We start from the raw sequence: 23,294 nt of genomic DNA, 5'->3' as shown, positions 1-23,294 counted from the left end.
ACAGATGAATCGTATCCAAAGCCTTTTCAAATCTCGAAAACTACCCAATAAAGAAACCGAGACTCTGCAAGAAGGAATTAAAAGAATTACTGGATTTTCTCCTAAAGATATGCTGCTGTACCAGACAGCCTTTACCCATAAATCTATGGGACTTAAAGGTGATGATGGAAACGTTTTAAGCTATGAACGTTTAGAATTTCTGGGAGACGCTATACTGGGAGCCGTGATTGCAGAATATATTTACAACGAGGTTCCTAGCGGCGATGAAGGTTATTTGACTAAAATGCGTTCTAAGATAGTGAGTCGGGAACATTTGAATGAGTTGGGTCAAGATTTTGGCCTTATTTCTTTTGCACAAACCCAGGTTCCTAAAAAGCATTTTGGCAATAATATTCATGGCAATTTATTTGAAGCATTAATTGGCGCAGTCTACCTCGATAAAGGTTATAAAACTTGTAAAAGGTTTATTTGCAAAAAGGTTGTAGCTCCTTATGTCGATATTGAGATTCTCAACGGGAAAGTTATTTCCTATAAAAGCTTGCTAATTGAATGGTGTCAGAAAAACAAAAATTCTTTTGATTTTCATGTGTATGAAGATACCGGTCATAATGAAGTAAGACACTTTGCCGTAAAGCTTTCTATAGATAAACGAGTCATTGCTAAGGCTCGAGCAACATCTAAGAAAAAGGCAGAAGAAAAAGCTAGTAAAAGAGCGTTTTTTGCTTTGCAGGATAAGATATCTAGCTCTTAGTTAAGGATTGTGACTATAAATTAAGATGGAAGCTATTATTTTGCTTCCGCTAAAATTTCTTTTTTCCTAACGCTTTTATCAGGCATGTAGTGGGTAAGGACAGCATGTAATTAATGCGACTTCAATTACTTAAACGTTTTCGCAGATAAACAGCTGATAATAACTAGCTACAAGCTGCAATGTTGTAGATTGTCTTTTACCTTTGTGGTTACTATGGGACTACATAAAATTGCAGGTTGGGAAATAGAGGAAGATCCATTTGTTCTCATAGGAATACACGCCAGTGTGGAGCCCTACCGCATGGCTTTTTTGATCAACAGGCATTTAAAAATTTCTTTTAAACGAGAAGCCAGAGATCAGGATGTCAATATGCAGGAATATGTAGCACAATTTCCAGTTTACCTCTATGAAGATGTAGAGCACAACGTTAATCTCATTTTAGTGGCAAATCATTGTAAGGCTCAACATAAAGAGGTGTCAAGCTCAGGAAGTTTGTTTGACAATGAGGAACCTACAGTAGTTAAAACAACACTAATAAAGGAATACCGAAAAGTAGATTACCTGATTAAAATTGAAAAGGATGCTGAGCATTATCCTTTAGAAAAACTGCTCAAAGACATCATCGAAATCCCCCAAGTCATTTCTGTTTATGAGATAGATTATTTGTCTATCAAACACAGTGACAATTTAATATTTGAATAATGAAGAGTATTCCTAAAAAGACTAAAATTGTTGCAACTCTAGGTCCTGCAACGGCGACTAAAGATGTATTACTGAAAATGATAATTGCGGGAGTGAACGTTTTCCGTATTAATTTTTCTCATGCAGATCATGCTGACGTACGAGAACGAGTACAAATGATAAGGGAACTGAATGAAGAACATGGGTTTGCGGTAGGCATTTTGGGAGATTTACAAGGACCTAAATTGCGTGTAGGTGTTATGGCTGAAGAAATTGTTGTGCATCCTGGTGATCACATTACATTTTCTACTGGAAAGCCATTCAAAGGAACAGCAGAGCGTGTTTACATGAACTATGATCATTTTCCTAAAGATGTTCAAGCAGGTGAAAGAATCTTGTTAGACGACGGTAAGCTCATGTTTGAAGTCGTTAAAACTGACCGCGAGAGCAACGTGTTAACAAAAGTTATACAAGGTGGTCCACTACGTTCTAAAAAAGGAGTTAACCTCCCACAAACTAATGTTTCCCTTCCTGCCTTAACAGAAAAAGACATTATTGATGCAAAATTTGCTTGTGAACTTCAGGTGGATTGGATGGCATTATCTTTTGTACGTCACAGTCGTGACTTAATCCAGCTTCAAGAATTGATAGGCGAACATTCTGAGCATAAAATTCCGATTATCGCCAAAATCGAAAAACCTGAAGCAGTTCAAAATATCGATAAAATCGTTGCTTATTGTGATGGTTTAATGGTAGCTCGTGGAGATTTAGGAGTTGAGATCCCTGCCCATGAAGTACCATTGATTCAAAAGCAACTGGTTTTAAAAGCAAAAAAAGCTCGTATTCCTGTAATTATCGCCACGCAAATGATGGAAACGATGATTACCAGTTTAACACCCACCAGAGCAGAAGTAAATGATGTGGCAAACTCTGTCATGGATGGTGCTGATGCTGTAATGTTATCTGGAGAGACTTCTGTAGGTCAATATCCAGTTCAGGTTATTGAAAAAATGGCAAGCATCTGCCGCAGTGTTGAAGATAGTGACTTGATAAAAGTTCCTCACGAGGCGCCGCACATAAAAACTAAACGTTACATCACGAAATCAGTATGTTATCACGCTGCTAAAATGGCTAACGAGATCAATGCAAAAGCCATAACTACTATGACAAACAGTGGTTACACGGCATTCCAAATAAGTGCATGGAGACCAGCAGCTCATATCTTAACCTTTACCAGTAATAGCAGAATCCTAACACAGCTTAGTTTACTGTGGGGAGTTCAAGCATTTAGTTACAATCGTTTTGTAAGTACTGATGAGACTATTGAGGACGTCAATCAATTTGCCGTGGAAAATAAGTTTGTTGAAAAAGGGGATTTCCTGATAAATCTCGCCGCGATGCCAGTAACCGATAAAGGAATGGTGAATACGTTACGAGTTAGTGAAATTGAGTAACTGGTGAAGATGAAGGCGAAAGAACTAGAAAACTGAATATTATGAACGCTGTTAAAACCTTTGAGTTTTACCAGCGTTTTTTTTGTGATTTTATTGCTTTGCTTTGACCTCTATCGATTATCAAGAAAGTTTCTTTCCGATTTGGAACTAAGTATAGACTTTATGCACCTTCGCCCTTTCTTGTCTAAGTTCGCTCTCGCTCTCTTTGCCCACCTTTCCGAAAAGAGTTCGCTTTCGCCTAATTTGTACACGTTTCTTATTTCCAGGAATAGAAGCTTTTTCATTTATTTTCTATCCGAAATTAGCAATCAAGTTGAGTTTAAGATTTTTCAAAACAAAAATTCTAATTGAACCTCTACAAGGTCTTCCTCTTCTTTATCTTCTGTATTGAGATTACTAAGAGACAATCCCAGTAACCGGACGCTTTCTCTAAAACTTTCTTGCCGTACCAGCTCCGTAGCGATTTCTAATATCTCCGCCTTTTTAGAAACGAAATAAGAAACAGTCTTACTGCGAGTCTGCATTTTGAAATCGCTGTATTTGATTTTTAAAGTGATGGTTTTTCCTGCGACTTCATTTTTAGCAAGTCGTTTTTCTATTTCTTCCGCAATATGGTCTAGACGTTCCATCATAAAGATTTCGCTAGAAATATTATCTGAAAAAGTACGCTCAGCTCCCAGCGACTTACGGATTCTATCTGGCTTTACGGCACTATTATGGATTCCACGAACGATGTTGAAATAATATACCCCACTTTTCCCAAAATGCTCTGCAAGATATTCAACTGGCTTAGTCTTGAGATCTGCGCCGGTGAAAATGCCGTGTTGGTACATTTTTTCAGCCGTCACTTTTCCTATGCCGTGAAACTTGCGAATTTCCAGTTCTTCTAAAAATTCTAAAACCTCATCAGGAACAATCGTTTTTTGTCCATTGGGTTTGTTGTAATCGCTAGCGACTTTGGCAATAAATTTATTTACCGAGATTCCAGCACTTGCCGTCAATCCTGTAGTTTCATATATCCGCCGTCGTATATCATAAGCGATAATAGTTGCGCTGGGATAATGGAGTTTATTTTCAGTAACATCTAGATAAGCTTCATCTAGAGATAGCGGCTCGACCAGGTCTGTATAATCTAAAAATATCTCTCTTATCTGTTGGGAAACTTCACGATATCGTTCAAACCTGGCTTTTACAAAAATCAAATCTGGACACAAACGCTTTGCTGTTACACTGGGCATGGCGCTGCGCACACCATATTTACGTGCTTCATAACTTGCCGCAGCGACCACGCCGCGCTGGCTACCTCCACCTACCGCAATAGGTTTACCTCTCAATTCTGGCGCATCAAGCTGTTCTACAGACGCATAAAAAGCATCCATATCCACATGTATAATTTTCCGATCCTCAAGTGACATATCGCAAAATTAGTCGTTTCATGAATGTCCAGCTGACTAAATCTTGGCTAAAAACTAAGACAATTAATGAGCTTCATGTGATACATTGTAGGTATGGAAAATAAAGGATTAAGCGCGGTTATCATCGGCGCAACAGGACTAGTAGGTTCTACATTATTACTACAACTGCTAGAAGATAGCAGGTATGAGAAAGTAATTACGCTTTCGCGAAAGCGTATTCCCAACAACCACCCAAAGCACGAGAATTATCTTGCAGATTTATTTGATCCCACAACGTATAAAGAGGAACTTCAAGGTGATCATCTTTTTATTTGCACGGGAACAACTAAAGCTAATACGCCAGATTCTGAGGAATATTATCGCATTGAGCACGATTTACCTGTAGATGTAGCAAAAACGGCGAGAGAAAACGGCATAAATAAGGTAATTGCTATATCTGCGCTAGGAGCAGACCCTAATAGCAGATTCAGTTATAATAAAGGGAAAGGCGAGATGGAGCGGGACATTGAAAAACTTGAATTTGAGCGTTGTTATTTTGTACAGCCTGCACTTATAAGTGGCGATCGACAAGAAAAAAGAACCTTTGAAGATCTATGGGGAAAATTCCAGAAATTGATCGATCCATTGTTAGTTGGAAGTTTTAAAAAGTACCGCACCATTCATCCTCAAACTATTGCAAGAGCTATGATAGACGTTGCTGTGAATGATTACAAGCAATCTAGGATTGAAAGCGATGCGTTGAAAGAGATTGCTTCTATAGAATCATAAATCCTTGTGATTCTAGCCAGCAGTTTTGCCATCTAAAAAGTTTATTTTTGCACAAAATTCTTCTTGATGAGTAAATTGGTAGTAGTAGGAACGGTAGCATTTGATGCGATTGAGACGCCATTCGGCAAAACAGATAAAATTCTAGGTGGTGCGGCAACCTTTATCGGGTTAGCAGCTTCACATTTCAATACTGAGGTAGGATTAGTGAGCGTTGTAGGTGGAGATTTTCCAGAAAACTACCTAACGATGCTGGAAGATCGAGGAATGAATATTGAAGGAATCGAGATCGTTGCAGACGGGAAAACTTTTTTCTGGAGTGGTAAATATCATAATGATATGAACACGCGCGACACACTTGCCACAGAACTCAATGTACTAGCCGATTTTAAACCAGTAGTTCCAGAACAATTTAAGGATGCGAATGTAGTAATGCTAGGGAATTTACATCCAGCAGTACAATTGGGAGTGATCGAGCAAACTAAGGATGCTGATCTTCACATTCTAGACACTATGAATTTCTGGATGGACAGCGCACTGGATTTATTGAAAGAGGTCATTGCCAAAGTTGACGTTATCACTATTAATGATGAAGAAGCAAGACAATTATCTGGTGAGTACAGCCTTGTAACTGCTGCGAAGAAGATTCATGAGATGGGTCCTAAGTTTGTAGTTATCAAAAAAGGAGAGCATGGTGCTTTGTTATTCCATAAAGGAGATATCTTTTTTGCACCCGCTTTACCATTAGAAGAAGTTTTTGACCCTACTGGAGCTGGAGATACATTTGCCGGTGGTTTTGCTGGGTTCCTTGCAGCAAGTAAAGATTACAGTTTTGAAAACATGAAACGTGCGATTATTTATGGATCAAACTTTGCCTCCTTTGCGGTAGAGAAGTTTGGAACCGAGAGAATGCAAACGGTTACGAATGACGAGATCAGCAGCAGACTTGAGCAATTCAAGTCGCTAACGAAATTTGAAATAACAAACTAATATAAACACCAGCCCGAAAGATTTTCGGGCTTTTTTTAACTCTATTTTCCCCTGAGTGCTATGAGCGATGAATTAAAACATGAATGTGGTATTGCTTTAATCCGGTTGTTAAAGCCGCTGGAATATTATAAGGAAAAATACGGCACGGCATTTTACGGCATCAACAAGATGTACTTAATGATGGAAAAGCAGCACAACCGCGGTCAGGATGGCGCTGGGTTTGCTAGTATCAAGTTAGATGTGAAACCTGGGGAACGCTACATTTCTCGAGTGCGCAGCAATGAATCACAACCTATTCAAGATATTTTTTCGCAGATTAATAATCGGATCAATGAAGAAATGGTGGCTCATCCAGAAATGAAGGATGATGTTGATTCTCAAAAAAAGAACATTCCCTATGTGGGAGAATTGTTGATGGGACACGTGCGTTATGGAACCTTTGGTAAAAATTCCATAGAAGCGGTTCATCCCTTTTTACGGCAGAATAACTGGATGCATCGCAACCTGATTATGGCTGGTAACTTCAATATGACAAACGTTGCTAAGCTTTTTAATAAGCTCGTAGAACTAGGTCAACACCCCAAAGATATGGCAGACACCGTAACGGTGATGGAAAAAGTGGGGCATTTCCAGGACAACGAGGTTCGGAAATTATACAAGAAATTTAAGAAGAAAGGATTTTCAAAAATTGAAGCTTCTCCTAAAATCGCCGAAGAAATCAATGTTGCTAAAATCCTACGTAAAAGTGCCCGCGATTGGGATGGTGGTTATGCGATGGGTGGTTTAATGGGACACGGTGATGCCTTTTTACTGCGCGATCCCGCTGGCATAAGGCCCGCTTATTATTATCAGGATGACGAGGTTGTGGTAGTAGCAAGTGAACGCCCAGTAATCCAGACCGCGTTTAATGCCAGATTTGAGGACGTTCACGAACTAGACCCTGGTAAAGCGATCATCATTAAGAAAGATGGTACTGTGACTTTAGATCAGATTAGCGAGCCACTAGAACGCAAGGCTTGTTCTTTTGAACGCATTTATTTCTCCCGCGGTAGCGATGCAGAAATCTATCAGGAACGCAAAATGCTTGGGAAATTATTATTTCCTAAAATCATGGAGAAAATAGGTGGTGACATTGATCACAGCGTTTTCTCTTACATTCCAAATACAGCAGAAACTTCCTTCTACGGGATGATCGAAGCTGGACACCAAGTTTTAAACGAGCAGAAAAGAGATGCCATTCTTGCTGGAGAAGGCAAACTAACTGCGGAGCAGGTTGAAAAGACGCTTTCGCGAAAGCTGCGCACTGAGAAAATTGCCATTAAAGACGCAAAACTGCGCACCTTTATTACAGAGGATTCCTCCCGCGATGATCTAGTGGCACACGTTTACGACGTTACTTATGGTGTGGTCAAACCTACTGATAACTTAGTGATCATTGATGATTCCATAGTTCGCGGTACTACCTTGAAAAAATCCATTCTCAAAATGATGGATCGATTGAACCCTAAAAGCATTGTGATTGTATCGAGTGCACCACAAATCAGATATCCTGATTGTTATGGGATTGATATGGCACGACTGGAAGGATTAGTTGCCTTTCAAGCAGCACTGCATTTGCACAAAGACCGCGGGACGGAATCAGTCATAAAAGAAGTTTACGAGAAGTGTAAATTACAATTAGAATACGAAGATCGCGATGTCATCAATTATGTCAAGGAATTCTACGATCCATTTACATATGAAGAAATCTCAGACAAAATAGCAGAGTTACTCTCTGATGAAACAATTAATGCAAAAGTTGATGTGATCTATCAAACGGTGGATAATCTTCATAAAGCTTGCCCTAAGAATTTAGGGGATTGGTATTTTACAGGAAACTATCCAACAGATGGTGGAAATCGTGTCGTAAATAAAGCCTTTATCAATTTCTATGAGAAGAATGATGAACGGGCTTATTGATAATTAAGATAGTAGTAATGAAATCATTTTTAGGAAGAAGATTTTTCGCAGGATTGATAGACTACGCATTAATTTATTTTTTATCAATTATTATGATTCTTTACCTAATCCCAAAAGATCAAAATGGGCTTAGCTCAATGAATGGTCTTTATTCTATTCTTATTTTCGGTTGTTGGTCTGTACTTACTGTAGGTGTAGAGATAAAACTCGGTGCAACTTTTGGAAACACTATTGTCGGTATCAAGCCCATACCCAAAAGTGGAATCAATCGAAAACTAACATTTCTTGAGTCTTTCAAAAGACATTTATTAGATCCAATTGATATGTTCTTTTTTGGTTTGGTAGGGTTTGTTGTTATACAAAGTACAGAATATCATCAAAGAGTTGGAGACTTATGGGCAGATACTATAGTCGTTTCTAAACATTATATTGGAAAATAAAAAAAGCCCTTTGAATCTACATTCAAAGGGCTTTCTTGATTTGAGTTGCTACAGACTATTTATTCTGAGCATAGATTTTTGAAACTTCTTCCCAGTTGATAACATCAAAAAATGCGCTCACGTAATCTGGGCGTTTGTTTTGATATTTCAAGTAGTATGCGTGTTCCCAAACGTCTAATCCTAGAACTGGTGTTCCACCACATCCTACACCAGGCATTAAGGAGTTGTCCTGATTAGGACATCCACAAATGGCTACTTTCCCACCTTCATGAACACATAAGAATGCCCAACCTGAACCGAACTGGCCTTTAGCCGTTTCTTCAAATTTAGTTTTGAATTCTTCATAGCTACCGAATTCTTTTTCGATCGCTGTTTTCAATTCGCCTGAAGGATGACCTCCACCATTTGGAGACATGATTTTCCAGAAAAGGCTGTGGTTATAAAATCCGCCGCCATTATTTCTAACTGCTTTGTTTTCCATGTCAACATTCTTGAGAATGTTCTCAATTGTCTTCCCTTCGTATTCTGTGCCTTTAATTGCGGCATTTAATTTATCAGTATATCCTTGATGATGCTTTGTATGGTGAATCTCCATTGTTTTTGCATCTATACTTGGTTCTAACGCGTCATATGCGTAATCTAATTTTGGTAATTCGAAAGCCATTATTTTATATTTTTAGTTAGTTATTCAGTGCTTAGGTATAAAGTTACATCAACAATGGCTTTACATAAAATTGTAGGTGTTATAATATGCATAAACATTAACGGTGGGAAAAGACTTTTTGATGGGCTGGTTCTGAAATCAATTTAGCTAACAAGTACCGATAGGATCACCTTTACCCATCGGACATTTCCCTAGAGGAGAGCTTTTCTTAATCTAATTTTGACATTTCGGTAGGATGACTCAAAACTCAATCCGTTTTCCCACGCTACAACTACCCTCTAAAGTCTTTTATCTTTCTACCGCCTTCATACCTATAACAATGATCATTAATTGGTAAATTTGGGTATGCAGCATCAGCCCACTACATTCTATAGCGCCAGCGCAGGTTCAGGAAAAACATATACTCTTGCAAGAGATTATTTGACATTACTCTTCAAAAGCAATTTCCACAATGGCTATCGAGAAATCCTGGCGGTAACATTTACAAATAAAGCGGTGGCCGAAATGAAGCAGCGCATCCTAGAGAACTTGCATCATTTAACTCAGAAAAATTTACCTGAAGAATTACAGACCATCAAAGATCACATCCAGATAGAAACTGGAATGAACGATGACCAACTGCGGACTAAAGCAATCAATATCGAGCAGAAACTTCTGCACGACTATGCGGCGTTTGATATTGTCACCATTGACAGTTTTAATCACAGGATTCTAAGGACGTTTGCTCGCGAAGTGGAGTTGCCAGATGGTTTTGAAATTGAGTTGGATAGCGATAGCCTGATTTCTAAAGCTATTCATAACCTGCTCTCAAGAGCTGGGAAAGAAAAACAACTGACTAAATTACTCATCGAATTCTCCCTTTCTAAAATTGACGAAGGAAAAAGTTGGGATATTGAATTTGACCTACACAATGTGGCCCGTTTGATTTTGAGTGAATCTCATTATCATTATCTAGAACATCTCAAGACAAAAACCATTGCCGATTTTCTGCTATTACGCAAAAAATTATATGAATTAATCAACAGCGCCGAAACAAGCCTGGTGAAACAAGGTAAAGACCTCATTTCCTATTATGATTCTAATGGTCTAACATCAGATGATTTCTCGGGAAAATCTAGAGGTATTTATGGATGGATTAAAAAGATTGCTGAAAACAACATACCTCCCAATGGGCAGCAAAAATATTTAGACAAAGCCTTGACAGAATCGGTTGCGGGAACTAGTGCAGCTGGGAATAAGGATTTAATAGATAATAAACAGGCAGAACTTGCAAGTCTCATTCAGGAATTTCAAGAACAATCCGGTGTTATTTCAATGCATCGCAATGCATTATCCAGTATCACTGCGCTTTCTCTACTCAATGAACTGATCAAAGAAATAGATAAAATTACAGCAGATGAGCAGATCGTGCCTATACATGAATTTAATGGCATTCTATCGAGACAGATAAAAGATCAGCCCGCACCATTTGTTTATGAACGATTAGGCGAGCGCTACCGTCATTACTTTGTGGATGAATTTCAGGATACCAGTCGCATGCAATGGGAAAACCTCATGCCGCTTATTGAAAATCCTATTAGTCAGGAACGTCCTGATGGTACTCGCGGTAGCCTTATGCTGGTAGGTGATGCAAAGCAATCCATTTATCGATGGCGAGGTGGCGATGCAGATCAGTTTCTAAATATTCTCACTGGTGATCAACTGTTCATGCAAGAGAAAAGTAATGTAACGCTAGGTACAAACTGGCGCAGTTATGATGGCATTATTTCTTTCAACAATGCCTTTTTCAATCATTATGGTGGATACCTCAGCAGCGAGCTTTATAAAAACCTCTATCAAGAATACCTTCATCAAGAACCCACTCATAAAACCGGCGGATATGTTCAGATCGACTTTTTAGACGGCGATGAAAAGGAGGCGTTAGAAGAAGATGAAGAATTAAATACCATTTACCCGCTGCACGTCAAGCGGCAAATAGATCAGGCACTTGATGCTGGTTTTGCACCTAATGAGATCTGTGTTTTAGTACGTAAGAAGAAACAAGGCGATGAAATTGCGCAATATTTAGTGCGCAACGATATGAGCGTGGTTTCCAGCGATAGTTTATTAGTAGCGGCTTCACCACGCGTTCAATTGCTGGTTCAATACATGAGAATGTGTCTCTATCCAGAGCAGCAACAGCCACGTTATGAATTTTTATTGCAATATGCCCTCCTACAAAACTTGGGTGACATCCATGATTTTATCCAGGAACATTTGCATACCAGTCTTAAGGATATTTCTAAAAATATATTGAGTAGTGAGGGTGATGTCTATCTCGCTTTCGCGAAAGCGCCCTTATTTCAAGCAACCGAAAAAGCAGCAGTCGCACTGGATTTATTAAAGAATCATGACATGAGGTTGCAGGCATTTCTGGAATTTGTATTTGAATTTGCCGCAGGACTTCAAAAGACCGCATCAGCATTTTTAGAGCAGTGGGAACACAAGCAAAATGGCTTGAGCGTTCCTGCCGCAGATGATCCTACAGCAGTCCAGATAATGACAATTCACAAGTCTAAAGGTCTAGAATTTCCAGTAGTAATCGTTCCCTATTGTGATGTGATTCTAGATGATGCGAGAGATGTTACGGGATGGATGCCAGTAACAGCAGAGGAGTATCAAGGATTTGAACACCTGTATATTTCGCTTAAGAAAGAGTGTTTACAATATCCACAGCCAGCGTCAGAAATGTACTTAGAACAACTTTCAAAAGCAGAAATGGATCAGATCAATACCTTATATGTAGCCTTTACGCGTGCTAAGGAACAGCTGTATGTGAGTTGTCTTGAAAATAAAAAGGAAAAGAAAAACTACAGCAAATTACTGATGGAGTTCATCGATAAATCCAGTTGGGAACTTGAAGAAAAGAACGGCTATAAGACAGCACAAAATGGATCTTCTCTTAAAATCTCTAAAAAAACTGCGGTGGCTACAAGCGAATTGATGGACAGCTATTTTGTAAGTCACTTGACCAATAGGTCTACATTTTCTACGCGTAAAGGGTTGTTATGGGCAAGCGGTGCCATTGATGCAATTGAAGCTGGAACGCAATTGCATTATTACTTGTCGCTATTATCAGACGTTGCAGGCCTAGAAGATGTTGAGGACGCTGTGACACTGGATCGCAGCTTTACTGATGTTGAAGGCCAAGAATTGATTGATAAAATAAGAAAAATCATTTTTCATCCTGATCTAGCAATCTATTATGAAAAAGGAGTTGATGGAATCAATGAAAAAGGAATTTTAAAAACCGATGGTAGTAAGGCTATTCCAGATCGATTAGTTAGAAAAGGAAAATCCATAATCATTATAGATTACAAAACGGGTGGCGAGAATGAGAAACATAAATTACAGCTTGAAGGTTATGGCACATTATTGATCTCTATGGGATATACGATTGATCGCAAGATCTTAATCTATACAGACGATTTGAACATCGTGAGCTGGAGCTAGATGTTTTATAGTCGTTATCTTTGTGAGAAAAGAAGCATATTATGTACGGAGCAATTCAAGAATTTCTACAAAAAGAACTGGACGAGATAAAGGACGCCGGTCTTTATAAAAAGGAGCGCATTATCACATCGCCTCAAGATGCGGTAATCACTTTAGAAGACGGCAGCGAGGTTATTAACTTCTGTGCCAACAATTACTTAGGTCTTTCCTCACATCCAGAGGTGATACAAGCAGCTAAAGATACACTCGACAGTCATGGTTTTGGAATGAGTTCTGTACGATTCATTTGTGGAACTCAAGATATTCACAAGGAACTAGAACAAAAACTTGCCGATTTCTATGGTATGGAAGACACCATATTATATGCAGCGTGTTTTGATGCTAATGCCGGTGTATTTGAACCGTTATTAGGAAAAGAGGATGCTATCATTTCAGATTCTTTAAATCACGCTTCCATTATTGATGGCGTTCGTTTATGTAAAGCAGCGCGATACCGTTATGCAAATGCAGACATGACTGACCTGGAGAAGCAATTAAAGCAGGCTAATGAAGATGGAGCGCGTCATAAGGTGATTGTAACTGACGGTGTATTTTCCATGGATGGGATATTAGCTCCTCTAGATAAAATCTGTGATCTCGCAGATAAGTATGACGCACTTGTAATGGTAGATGAATGTCACGCCGCAGGTTTCTTAGGTGACACAGGTCGTGGATCTCTAGAAGCTAAAGGTGTACTAGGTCGCATCGATATAGTGACAGGGACATTAGGAAAAGCTTTGGGTGGTGCAATGGGTGGTTATACTTGTGCAAATAAAGAGGTGATTGAAATCTTACGCCAGCGTTCAAGACCTTACCTTTTCTCTAATTCTCTAGCACCTTCTATTGTAGGCGCTTCCATAAAAGCTTTAGAACTGATAGATTCCAGCACTGACCTAATTGAAAAAGTGCAATCGAATACCGCCTATTTCAAAAAAGGAATGCAAAAATTAGGCTTTGATTTTGTCGATGGAGAGAGCGCAATTGTTCCCGTAATGTTATACGATGCAAAACTGTCACAGAAGATGGCAGATATGTTGCTGGAGGAAGGAATTTATGTAATTGGCTTCTTTTTTCCCGTAGTACCTAAGGAAAAGGCTCGTATTAGAGTACAATTAAGTGCTGCCCATTCTCAAGCACACCTGGATAAAGCTATTAATGCCTTTGAAAAAGTAGGAAAAGCCCTAAATATTATCAAAAATTAACAGTTTATCCGTTTGGTAGTTATCTAATTACAATAATTTTAAACCATAATGCTTGCAATTGACTAAGAACAAATTATTTTTGCTCAGTTGTAAATCTAAATTAAACCAACATGAAAAATTATTTTAAATTGTTTATTGCTGGTGCAATCTTGCTTTCTGCAGGTATTGTTCAAGCACAAGACGAGACAAACCGCTTTGCAGTTTCTGTAGGTGTCACTGCTATTGATCTTTATCCCGTAGGTGAGGAAGATCAAGGATTAGGAGGATACTTTGATGAATTCTTTAATGTGGATCACTATAACATTTTAACCGCCCCTACTCGTGTTGAGGTGGGCTATTATATTGGTGATGGTATTGTTTCAACTCTTGCAGCTTCTTTGAGCAAAATTGATCGAGTAGGCGACACAAGAGTAAGTGACATGGCATATTACAGTTTTGATGGTGGACTTAGATATAATCTTCGTGAAATCTACAACGGTAGCGACTTATTCAATCCTTACCTTGGTATTGGTGGTTCTTATCAATTTATAGATGACATTTCTTTCGGTACCTTTAATGGTACAGTAGGATTTGACATTAGATTAGCTGAAAGCGTTTATTTTAATGTTCAAACTACTTACAAGCATGCATTTGAAGATGCAAGCCCTAAACACTTCCAGCATGTAGCCGGGATTAAGTTTGCATGGGGAGCTGTTGATACTGATGGTGACGGTATTCCAGACAATAAAGATGAATGTCCTGAGACTCCAGGTCTAGAACAATTCAATGGTTGTCCTGATTCTGATGGTGATGGTATAAAAGATAGTGAGGATGCATGTCCATTAGTTGCAGGTCCTGCTGCTACCAATGGTTGTCCTGACACAGATGGTGACACTGTACTTGATAAAGATGATGAATGTCCTGAGGTTGCAGGTTTAGTAGCGCTTAATGGATGTCCTGATACAGATGGTGATGGTATTGCTGACAAAGATGATGAATGTCCTACTGTTGCTGGTTTAGCTAAATTCAACGGTTGTCCTGATACAGATGGTGATGGAATAGCTGATAAAGATGACAAATGTCCTAATGAAGCAGGTGTTGCTGAACTTCAAGGATGTCCACGTCCTGCAGTACCAACTATGGAAGAGCAAAAACAATTGAATGCTTATGCTAGAACAATCTTGTTTGATACAGCTAAGTATTCTATCCAAAAGGAATCTGCTCAAACTCTTAAGGATATAATTACAATCTTAGAAAAGTATCCAGATGCTAAATTTTCTATCGACGGTCATACCGATAGTGTAGGATCTGAAGCTTCTAACCAAAAATTATCTGACGAAAGAGCTAATTCTGTACTTAGATATCTAGTTAATGGTGGTATTGAAAGCAATAGATTATCTGCTGAAGGTTTCGGTGAGAGTAAGCCTATCGCTGACAATAGTACTGCAGCTGGAAAACAACAAAACAGACGTACTGAAATTAACTTGAAAAAGTAATTCAGTAATTTAAAATCATTTTAGAAACGCCATCTTGACAGATGGCGTTTTTTTATGCCTTATTTTTAAGATCGATTCAACTTCATAATTACCATGCATACCTTTATAGAAACCGTATTAAATAAACTGACATCTCAAGGAATTGATCCCGTGAGTGTCCATTATGTGGTGCCTAGCAGACGAGTGGGTGTTTTTTTAAATAAAGCCATAGCCAAAAAGTTGAGTCAACCTGTTTTCGAGCCTCAAACGCAAAGTATTGAGGACTTTATTCAGGAAAAGTCAGGTTTGCATATTTTAGCAGATCTCGATATTCTACCCTATTTCTATCAGGCTTATTGCATGGTTGAGCCTGAAGGGAAGCGGGATAACTTTGATACTTTCATAGGTTGGGCACCCACAATTCTACAAGATTTTAATGAGATCGATCGCTATCTGGTGGATACAGAACAATTCTTTGATTATTTAGGGAATTTTAAAGCTTTAGATACGGACAGACACTGGTCCCTTGATGCAAATCCAACTCAGATGATCACTCAATATTTGAGTTTTTGGAAACAACTCTATAAATATTATACATCTTTAACAGAGGTTCTCTTCTCAAATAAAGTGGCGTATCAAGGTCTTGCCTATAGAACCGCTTTCGCGAAAGCGCAGTCGGTAGAGAACCCTGAAAAAACCCAAGAATTAACTGTTTTCATAGGACTTAACGCACTTAACACTGCAGAATCAAAAATAATTCAACTAATGTTGAATCGAGGAAACTCATTAATTTTCTGGGATGCTGATACTTATTTTATTGATAGGTCTTATCATGAAGCTGGAAAATTTATAAGAGAACATCGCGATCACTGGAGTTACTATAAAGGAAAAGAACTTGACTTTATATCTCAAAATTATTCAGAACCCAAAGAATTAAACTTCATTAGTACTACAGGTAATTTAGGAATGGTGCAGGCAGCCAGTTCTTATTTGTCCGTACTATCAGAAGCAGAGCTAAAAGAAACAGCGGTAATTCTAGCCGATGAGGCTCTACTCCTACCATTATTAAGCGCCATGCCCGATAATGTAAAGGCGTTTAACATCACAATGGGTTTGAGTCTAGATCAATTGCCCATCTCCTCCTTTTTTCTCGACATATTTAAGTTACATAAAGAGCATAGTGTTGATGGTTTTTACTATAAAAATATAATTCGGGTTCTAGAATCCTCCTTTGCCTCGATCTTATCACCGGTTCAGGTTTCTGAGGCAATTCAAAAGATACGCAGAGAAAATTTAATCTATGTGAATCTAGAGAAATTAAGGCCAGATACTGGTTCCTTTTTACACATTTTGATGACTCCTCTCAAGGACCCAAAAGAGATTTTGAAACTTGTCGATCAGTTATTAGAGCAATTAAAGAAACAATTAATGACCTTAAAAAATTCGAAACTCGAATTAGAACAATTGCTAGGCATGACGGAAGTTCAGGATGAATTGATCCAGCTTGTTAGAGAGAACAACAACATAAACGACCTTAGGACGCTCGCCTATTTACTTAGACAAATCTTACCGTTAAAAAAACTAGATTTTATAGGTGAACCCATAAAAGGCCTACAATTAATGGGATTACTGGAAACCAGAGCCCTCGATTTTAAAAATGTGATAATGCTGTCTGTTAACGAGGGCGTACTTCCAGCAGGAAAATCACATTCTTCATACATTCCCTATGAGATGAAACGCTCCTTTGGATTACCTACGTATACAGAGAAAGACAGCGTTTATGCCTATCACTTTTATAGATTATTACACCGCTGTGATCAAGCAACTTTTATATATAATTCAGAATCTGACACATTAGGTGGTGGTGAGAAAAGTAGATTCCTGTTACAACTAGAAACAGATACTTTACCTAATCATAAACTAACCCAAACTAATTATTATCACAAAGTAAATGCCGTAAAAAACGAACTTATACAAATTACTAAAAATGATCTTTATTTCGACCGTTTAAAAGAGATTGCAGCAAAAGGATTCTCGCCATCTTCATTGACCGGATATGTGCGTAATCCGATCGATTTTTTTGCAAATAAAATCCTATCGATTTCAGATCTTGAAGATGTAGAGGAAGACATTGCATTAAACACAATGGGATCCATTATTCATGAGGCACTGGACCGTTTATATCAAAAATATCAAAAAATAGTACTAACCGATGCGGATTTCAAACTCATAGAAAAACAAATCCCTTTAGAGTTAGATCTGGCCTATAAAAAATGCTATCTATCCCAATCTCAGCCGACGGGTAAGAATAAAATTATTTATGAAGTGTCACTGCACTACGTTAAAAAGATGATTAATAGCGATAGGGAGTTGGTCGCTGCGGGAAGGGAGTTGATTATTGAAAGCGTTGAACAGGAATTGAGTACCTCTATTGAAATTCCTAAAATAGGGATCATTAAGTTACACGGTAAAATAGATCGCGTTGATCGACTTGATGGAACATTACGTATTATCGATTATAAAAGCGGCAGCGTGAACCAGCGCAATGTTGCCGTAGATAATGATTATTCAGTATTAATATCAGATTATGAGCGTTCTAAAGCCTTTCAGGTTTTGATGTATGCTTACCTCTACATGAAAAGCCATTCTGTGAAAACTGCAGAAGCTGGAATCATTAGCTTTAAAAATTTCAACAGTGGATTTATATCTTTTGCTGTGAAGCCCAAAACTAGATTTGAGCTTAAAACTATAGATAACGAGGTTTTAGATGAATTTGAAATCCAACTCATAGACTTAATCAGAGAGTTATTCAATCCAGAAATTCCATTAATAGAAAAACCTGTATGATGAATCAAAAAAACAACATTCAAATTGCATCAGAAAACGGAAAATCCATTTTGCTGGATTACACTTTTACCCCTACGGAAAATAAACTGCCGGTTGTGGTGTTCTGTCACGGGTTGAAAGGTTATAAAGACTGGGGAGCGTGGAATTTAATGGGAGACGCTTTCGCGAAAGCGGGATTCCTATTCATCAAATTTAACTTCTCACACAATGGCGGCACACAAGAGCAACCGATTGACTTTCCAAACCTTGAGGCATTCGGCAACAATAATTACAGCCTGGAAGTTCGCGATTTAGTAAGAGTTCTAGACTGGTTAGAATTGTCAGACCTACCCATATTTAAGGATCAAATAAATATTATAGGTCACTCCAGAGCTGGCGGGATTACAACCATTGCCGCGGCGAGTGATCACCGCATAAAAAAAATAGTTACCATGGCGGGCGTGGCAGATTATGAAGAACGCTTTCCATCTGGAGCAGATTTAGAAAAATGGAAAAAAGACGGCGTTTACTATGTGAAAAATGGTCGTACGCATCAGGACATGCCTCTCTATTATCAGATGTATGAAGATTTTGAGATAAATAAGGAAAAACTCAACATTCTTAACGCCGCTTCAAATCTTAAAATCCCACATTTAATAGTTCATGGAACAGGTGATGAAACCGTACCCGTCAATGATGCTTATCGATTGAAAAAAGCCAGTAATTATGGTCAATTATCGCTGCTTAGGAATGCGGGACATACCTTCGGTGCCTCGCACCCGTGGGAATCCAAATTAATGCCAGCTGATTTGCGACAAGCTGTTCAGTGCACCATTAATTTTTTAAAATAATTCAATATTTTAAATACTTGATGAATAACCTAACCCAAATAGGAAAACAATGACAATTCTATATTTACATGGTTTAATGTCCAGAAATATATCTGATAAGATTGACTGGCTTAAAGAAGCTCATGCTGTTTTTCACCCGCTTCTTAATTATGAAAATAATTCGGAAAACATTTTTTCAGATCTGAAAAAAATCTGTGAAGAAACTAAAGTTGATCTTATCATAGGAAGTAGTATGGGTGGTCATCTGGGTTATCATCTAAGCAATTTATTTAAAATTCCCAGCTTACTATTTAATCCATCATTAGAAAGAAATAACATTCGCAAACCGCCTGTGGAAATGGTCAGTAACGAGAGCATTTTACACACTATTGTTTTAGGAGTTCACGATGATGTTGTAATACCATCACAAACAATAAATTATTTGAAAAGCAAAGAAGCCAATTTTATTCACACCTTCGAGGAAAATGGACATAGAACTCCCTTTATTATCTTTAAAAAACATTTTGAGATACTTCAAAGTAGGTGAACTTAAAAGTCAAATACGTATTACAAATCGAGTTGAACTTTCCCTTTTAGGAAAACAGAATACTTCCTGAAAGAGGTAAACTAGAAGCCTGAACAAAGATCCGTTAATCTCCAGTCCTGCAATTACAACTGCCAGTCAAAAAAAGGCTGGTGCCTAAAAACGACAAAGCCCATTCAAGTGAAATTACTTGATGGGCTTCTTAATAGGTATGATCCAGTTTTTCTACATTTCAAAAAGCGGATTGCAGATCCGTTGATCTCCAGTACTGCAATTACAACTGCCCGCCTAAAAAAAGGCTGGTGCATAAAAACAACAAAACCCATTCAAGTGAAATTACTTGATGGGCTTCTTATGTTTTCATTCACGACGCAGTCGTGAGTGATCGTGGAGAATACCGGATTCGAACCGGTCACCTCTTGCCTGCCAGGCAAGCGCTCTAGCCAAATGAGCTAATCCCCCAAAATTTGAGACGGCAAATATACACTTTCCGATGATTTTGCGAGGCGTAATTGAATTCATAAATCCTAAGTTTGCATCGTGAAACCAGCCATCAACATTTCAACAAATGATATTCTCAAACTCGCGTTTCCAGCCATTATCGCTGGGATTGCAGAGCCGGTAATCAGCATTACCGATATTGCGATCATAGGAAACATGGAAAATAATAGCGTGGATGCGCTGGCAGCTGTTGGACTGGCAGGAGCTTTTTTGAGTACGGTAATATGGACACTCGCCCAAACCAAAACCTCGATATCCAGCATTGTATCAAAAGCGCTGGGAAACAATTCGCTAGACAAAATCAATGATCTGATCCCACAAGTGATATGGATAAATATCTTAATGGGCATTATTATCTATGCTATAACAGCGCCACTGGCAACTTTTATATTCAGTTTGTACAGTGCTAAGGGAGACGTTCTCGAACTCACCGCTTCCTATTATCAAATACGTGCGTTAGGATTTCCATTAACCTTGAGTGCCTTTGCAATATTCGGGATTTTCCGTGGGCTGCAGAATACCCACTGGGCAATGATTGCCAGTATTTCTGGTGCGCTTGTTAATGTCATTTTGGATTATTTGTTGGTCTATGGAATTGAAGGAGTCCTAGATCCTTTGGGACTGAAAGGCGCCGCTATTGCCAGCTTGATAGCACAATCTACCATGCTTATTATTGCTCTGTTTTATTTCTTTAGAAGAACCCCATTCTCCCTGTGGATTCACAAATGGACACCTCACTTCCTACTGGGCCAACATATAAAACTCACGGCAAATTTCTTCTTGCGTACCGTGGCGATCAACGTTTGCATCTACCTCTCCTATAGATATGCAAATTCTTATGGAGTGGAAGAAGCCGCGACCCATGCCATTCTCATGAACATCTGGCTGTTTTTCTCCTTCTTTATCGATGGGTTTGCTAATGCGGGAAATGCCATAGGCGGCAGATTGCTGGGAGCTGGGGATCGGGCTTCCCTGAAATATCTTGCGGTCAAGACAAACACGTTTGGTGTAGGTGTTTCTATCGTTTTAGCGCTCCTTTGTGCGTTGTTTTACAATTATATAGGTAGTTGGTTTACAGATGATGCTCGCGTTGACGCGCTGTTTGTTGAAACCTTTTTCATCATTTTAATCATGCAACCCATTAATGCCGTTGCCTTTGTTTATGATGGTATTTTCAAGGGTTGGGGCGAGGCACCATACCTGCGCAATCTTCTGTTGATGGTTACCTTAGTAATTTTTGTGCCTGTTTTACTAGCATTTGATTATCTGGGTTTTGAGCTCAAGGCGATCTGGTTTGCATTTTTTGCATGGATGATTGGCAGGGCTGCTTTTCTACATTTCAAGTTCAAGAAAAGACTGGATAAGATGGTTTGATGTAGATGTGATTTCGCTTTCGCGAAAGCGAATTAGTCTGTTTTGATAATGATGTAAAATGTTCCCTGCTAGCGAGCTATCCGTTTTAATCTTTTTAAGAGCTGCAGCGCATTCCCTAAAAAGGATTTTCATTACAACGTGGTTGTCGTGTCTTTTAGCAGGCAGGTCCCTAACGCAAGCTCCAGCATCGATAATGAACCCCAAAATAGTATCTTTACAACAAAATTAAAATCCATGCTTGTGTTACTCCAGGAAAGTAATTGGTTTATTGAGCTCTCTCGATTTATGGGTGGCGTTGGGATCTTTCTGTTTATCGGAATTATTCTGATCGTAGTTGTGGTCTATAAAAAATTCTTTAAAAACCGATAATGGGAACTGTTAGAATTACTAAGGAATTTACGTTTGAAACAGGCCATGCGTTACATGGTTATGACGGGAAATGTCGCAATGTACATGGACATAGCTATAAACTTGCAGTGACAGTTTTAGGGCAACCCATCAACGATTCCAGCAATGTAAAATATGGAATGGTTATCGATTTTGGCGATTTGAAGAAAATTGTAAAAGAAGAAGTGGTAGATCCATTTGATCATGCTACGGTTTTTAATAAAAACTCCCCACACGTGGAACTTGCGGCAGAGCTCAAATCTCGCGGTCACGATGTAATCCTAGCCGATTACCAGCCTACTAGCGAAATGATGATTCAGGATTTTGCTGAGAAAATTTCTTCTAGATTACCGGAAAACATCCAGTTATTTTCTTTGCGCTTAAGAGAAACTGAAACCAGCTATGCTGAGTGGTTTGCGAGTGATAATTTGTAATTCTCAATTATATATATATTCATAAGGGTAGACTTAAGTCTACCCTTATGAATATAGGCATTCACTAATCAAGTTTTGCGACGCGGTGCAAAGCTTTTCGAAGTAAGCAAAACAAAATTTTACAAATTCTTGATCACTGTCTCTAACCTCTAGTTTCTTTTAAGATTTGGGGTATTAGGATACCCATTCTCTAGGATTTTCTAATACGGCAACAAGCTCTGCTTCTTTAGAACCAGCTTCTGGATGATGGTCATATTTCCATTGCACCGTAGGTGGCAAACTCATTAAGATACTTTCAATCCTTCCATTTGTCTTTAAACCGAAAAGAGTTCCCTTATCGTGAACCAGATTAAATTCTACATAGCGACCACGGCGTATTTCCTGCCATTTTCGGTTTTCTGGTGTATAATCTAGATCTTTTCTTTTTTCCGCTATGGGAATGTATGCTTCTAAGAAATGGCTTCCCATGTCCTTTTGGAATTCGAGCCAGTCCTTCATGGAGTGTTCGTCTGTTGCGCGACAATAGTCGTAAAACAGTCCACCTATTCCTCGTGCCTCATTGCGGTGTGGATTGTGGAAATATTCATCACATTTAGTTTTGAACAGCTCATAATCAGCAACGGCATGGCGATCACAAACGTCTTTACAAACTTGATGAAAATGCTGAGCATCTTCTTCAAACAGGTAATAAGGTGTCAAATCCAGTCCACCACCAAACCAGCAATCCACCATTTCACCCAGCTTATCATACATCTCAAAATATCTAAAATTTGCATGAACCGTGGGAACCATAGGATTCAAAGGATGAATCACCAGACTGATTCCGGTGGCATAAAAATCGGCATCAGGAACTTTGAAATAATTTTGCATCGCTGCAGGAAGCGCACCGTGAACAGCGCTTATGTTAACGCCTCCTTTTTCAAATACATCACCGTCTTGAATAACTCTTGAAAGACCGCCACCGCCTTCTTCCCGATGCCATTCATCCTGATGAAAAGTGGCTTTACCATCCAGCTGTTCCAGTCTGGCAGTAATGGTATCTTGAAGTTCTTGAATGAACGAATAAAAGGCGTCTTTCTGGGAATCCATATA

18 protein-coding genes and 1 tRNA gene are annotated in these 23,294 nt (G+C 38.7%); 15 read left to right on the top strand and 4 right to left on the bottom strand.

Going from position 1 to position 23,294, the window contains the following annotated elements:
- Positions 1-4 precede the first annotated feature (4 nt).
- The 3 genes from rnc (at position 5) to pyk (ending at position 2,886) form a co-directional block, all read left to right on the top strand.
- Positions 5-751, top strand: a complete 747-nt coding sequence (gene rnc, locus IQ282_RS10305; protein WP_194851776.1) for a ribonuclease III — start codon at positions 5-7, stop codon at positions 749-751.
- Positions 752-940: 189 nt separating this feature from the next.
- Positions 941-1,453 (top strand): IPExxxVDY family protein, encoded by a 513-nt coding sequence (locus tag IQ282_RS10300; protein WP_228547289.1) that lies wholly within the window; start codon positions 941-943, stop codon positions 1,451-1,453.
- Complete coding sequence (gene pyk / locus IQ282_RS10295; RefSeq protein ID WP_228547288.1) at positions 1,453-2,886, top strand: pyruvate kinase; 1,434 nt, start codon at positions 1,453-1,455, stop codon at positions 2,884-2,886. The genes IQ282_RS10300 and pyk overlap by 1 nt, the downstream gene beginning before the upstream one ends.
- Before the next feature lie 329 nt (positions 2,887-3,215).
- On the opposite strand, the gene dinB is transcribed toward pyk, so the two are convergent.
- A complete protein-coding gene (gene dinB, locus IQ282_RS10290) occupies positions 3,216-4,301 on the bottom strand; it encodes a DNA polymerase IV (protein ID WP_194851775.1) in 1,086 nt (361 codons plus the stop codon).
- A 93-nt stretch (positions 4,302-4,394) separates the two neighbouring features.
- Here dinB and IQ282_RS10285 point away from each other — a divergent pair, with 93 nt between their 5' ends.
- The 4 genes from IQ282_RS10285 to IQ282_RS10270 all read left to right on the top strand — a co-directional run bounded on the left by IQ282_RS10285 (position 4,395) and on the right by IQ282_RS10270 (position 8,455).
- Positions 4,395-5,069 (top strand): NAD-dependent epimerase/dehydratase family protein, encoded by a 675-nt coding sequence (locus IQ282_RS10285; protein ID WP_194851774.1) that lies wholly within the window; start codon positions 4,395-4,397, stop codon positions 5,067-5,069.
- Positions 5,070-5,135: 66 nt separating this feature from the next.
- Positions 5,136-6,056, top strand: a complete 921-nt coding sequence (locus IQ282_RS10280; protein WP_194851773.1) for a PfkB family carbohydrate kinase — start codon at positions 5,136-5,138, stop codon at positions 6,054-6,056.
- Between the two features lie 60 nt (positions 6,057-6,116).
- Complete coding sequence (locus tag IQ282_RS10275) at positions 6,117-8,015, top strand: amidophosphoribosyltransferase (RefSeq protein WP_194851772.1); 1,899 nt, start codon at positions 6,117-6,119, stop codon at positions 8,013-8,015.
- Between the two features lie 17 nt (positions 8,016-8,032).
- The gene (locus IQ282_RS10270) at positions 8,033-8,455 is read left to right on the top strand and encodes an RDD family protein (RefSeq protein ID WP_194851771.1); all 423 of its coding nucleotides are present in this window, start codon (positions 8,033-8,035) and stop codon (positions 8,453-8,455) included.
- A 55-nt stretch (positions 8,456-8,510) separates the two neighbouring features.
- Here IQ282_RS10270 and IQ282_RS10265 read toward each other — a convergent pair whose 3' ends face one another.
- Positions 8,511-9,119 (bottom strand): superoxide dismutase, encoded by a 609-nt coding sequence (locus IQ282_RS10265; protein ID WP_194851770.1) that lies wholly within the window; start codon positions 9,117-9,119, stop codon positions 8,511-8,513.
- A gap of 345 nt (positions 9,120-9,464) precedes the next feature.
- Here IQ282_RS10265 and IQ282_RS10260 point away from each other — a divergent pair, with 345 nt between their 5' ends.
- The 6 genes from IQ282_RS10260 (at position 9,465) to IQ282_RS10235 (ending at position 19,509) form a co-directional block, all read left to right on the top strand.
- Positions 9,465-12,611 (top strand): UvrD-helicase domain-containing protein, encoded by a 3,147-nt coding sequence (locus IQ282_RS10260; RefSeq protein ID WP_194851769.1) that lies wholly within the window; start codon positions 9,465-9,467, stop codon positions 12,609-12,611.
- Between the two features lie 41 nt (positions 12,612-12,652).
- Positions 12,653-13,852: a glycine C-acetyltransferase gene (gene kbl / locus IQ282_RS10255; RefSeq protein ID WP_194851768.1), complete on the top strand. Its 1,200-nt coding sequence runs from the start codon at positions 12,653-12,655 to the stop codon at positions 13,850-13,852.
- Between the two features lie 110 nt (positions 13,853-13,962).
- Positions 13,963-15,327 carry an OmpA family protein gene (locus tag IQ282_RS10250; protein WP_194851767.1) on the top strand — a complete coding sequence of 455 codons (1,365 nt, stop codon included), beginning with the start codon at positions 13,963-13,965 and terminating at the stop codon, positions 15,325-15,327.
- A gap of 93 nt (positions 15,328-15,420) precedes the next feature.
- Positions 15,421-18,153, top strand: coding sequence for a PD-(D/E)XK nuclease family protein (locus tag IQ282_RS10245; RefSeq protein ID WP_194851766.1), 2,733 nt, complete (start codon positions 15,421-15,423; stop codon positions 18,151-18,153).
- Positions 18,153-18,983, top strand: coding sequence for an alpha/beta hydrolase family protein (locus tag IQ282_RS10240; RefSeq protein WP_228547287.1), 831 nt, complete (start codon positions 18,153-18,155; stop codon positions 18,981-18,983). The genes IQ282_RS10245 and IQ282_RS10240 overlap by 1 nt, the downstream gene beginning before the upstream one ends.
- A gap of 49 nt (positions 18,984-19,032) precedes the next feature.
- Entirely contained in the window at positions 19,033-19,509 is a 477-nt protein-coding gene (locus tag IQ282_RS10235) for a YqiA/YcfP family alpha/beta fold hydrolase (protein WP_228547286.1), read from the top strand.
- 385 nt (positions 19,510-19,894) lie between these two features.
- Here IQ282_RS10235 and IQ282_RS10230 read toward each other — a convergent pair.
- A tRNA-Ala gene (locus IQ282_RS10230) sits at positions 19,895-19,968 on the bottom strand.
- A gap of 78 nt (positions 19,969-20,046) precedes the next feature.
- On the opposite strand from IQ282_RS10230, the gene IQ282_RS10225 reads away from it, so the two are divergent.
- Positions 20,047-21,381 carry an MATE family efflux transporter gene (locus IQ282_RS10225; RefSeq protein ID WP_194851763.1) on the top strand — a complete coding sequence of 445 codons (1,335 nt, stop codon included), beginning with the start codon at positions 20,047-20,049 and terminating at the stop codon, positions 21,379-21,381.
- Positions 21,382-21,749: 368 nt separating this feature from the next.
- Entirely contained in the window at positions 21,750-22,202 is a 453-nt protein-coding gene (locus IQ282_RS10220; protein WP_194851762.1) for a 6-pyruvoyl trahydropterin synthase family protein, read from the top strand.
- 174 nt (positions 22,203-22,376) lie between these two features.
- Here the strand turns inward: IQ282_RS10220 and hemF are convergent, their stop codons facing one another.
- Positions 22,377-23,291, bottom strand: coding sequence for an oxygen-dependent coproporphyrinogen oxidase (gene hemF, locus IQ282_RS10215; RefSeq protein WP_194851761.1), 915 nt, complete (start codon positions 23,289-23,291; stop codon positions 22,377-22,379).
- Between the last annotated feature and the right edge of the window lie 3 nt (positions 23,292-23,294).

It is taken from the genome of Nonlabens antarcticus, from assembly GCF_015356755.1.
Classification (GTDB): domain Bacteria; phylum Bacteroidota; class Bacteroidia; order Flavobacteriales; family Flavobacteriaceae; genus Nonlabens; species Nonlabens antarcticus.
This window is presented reverse-complemented; position numbering and strand designations above follow the sequence as displayed.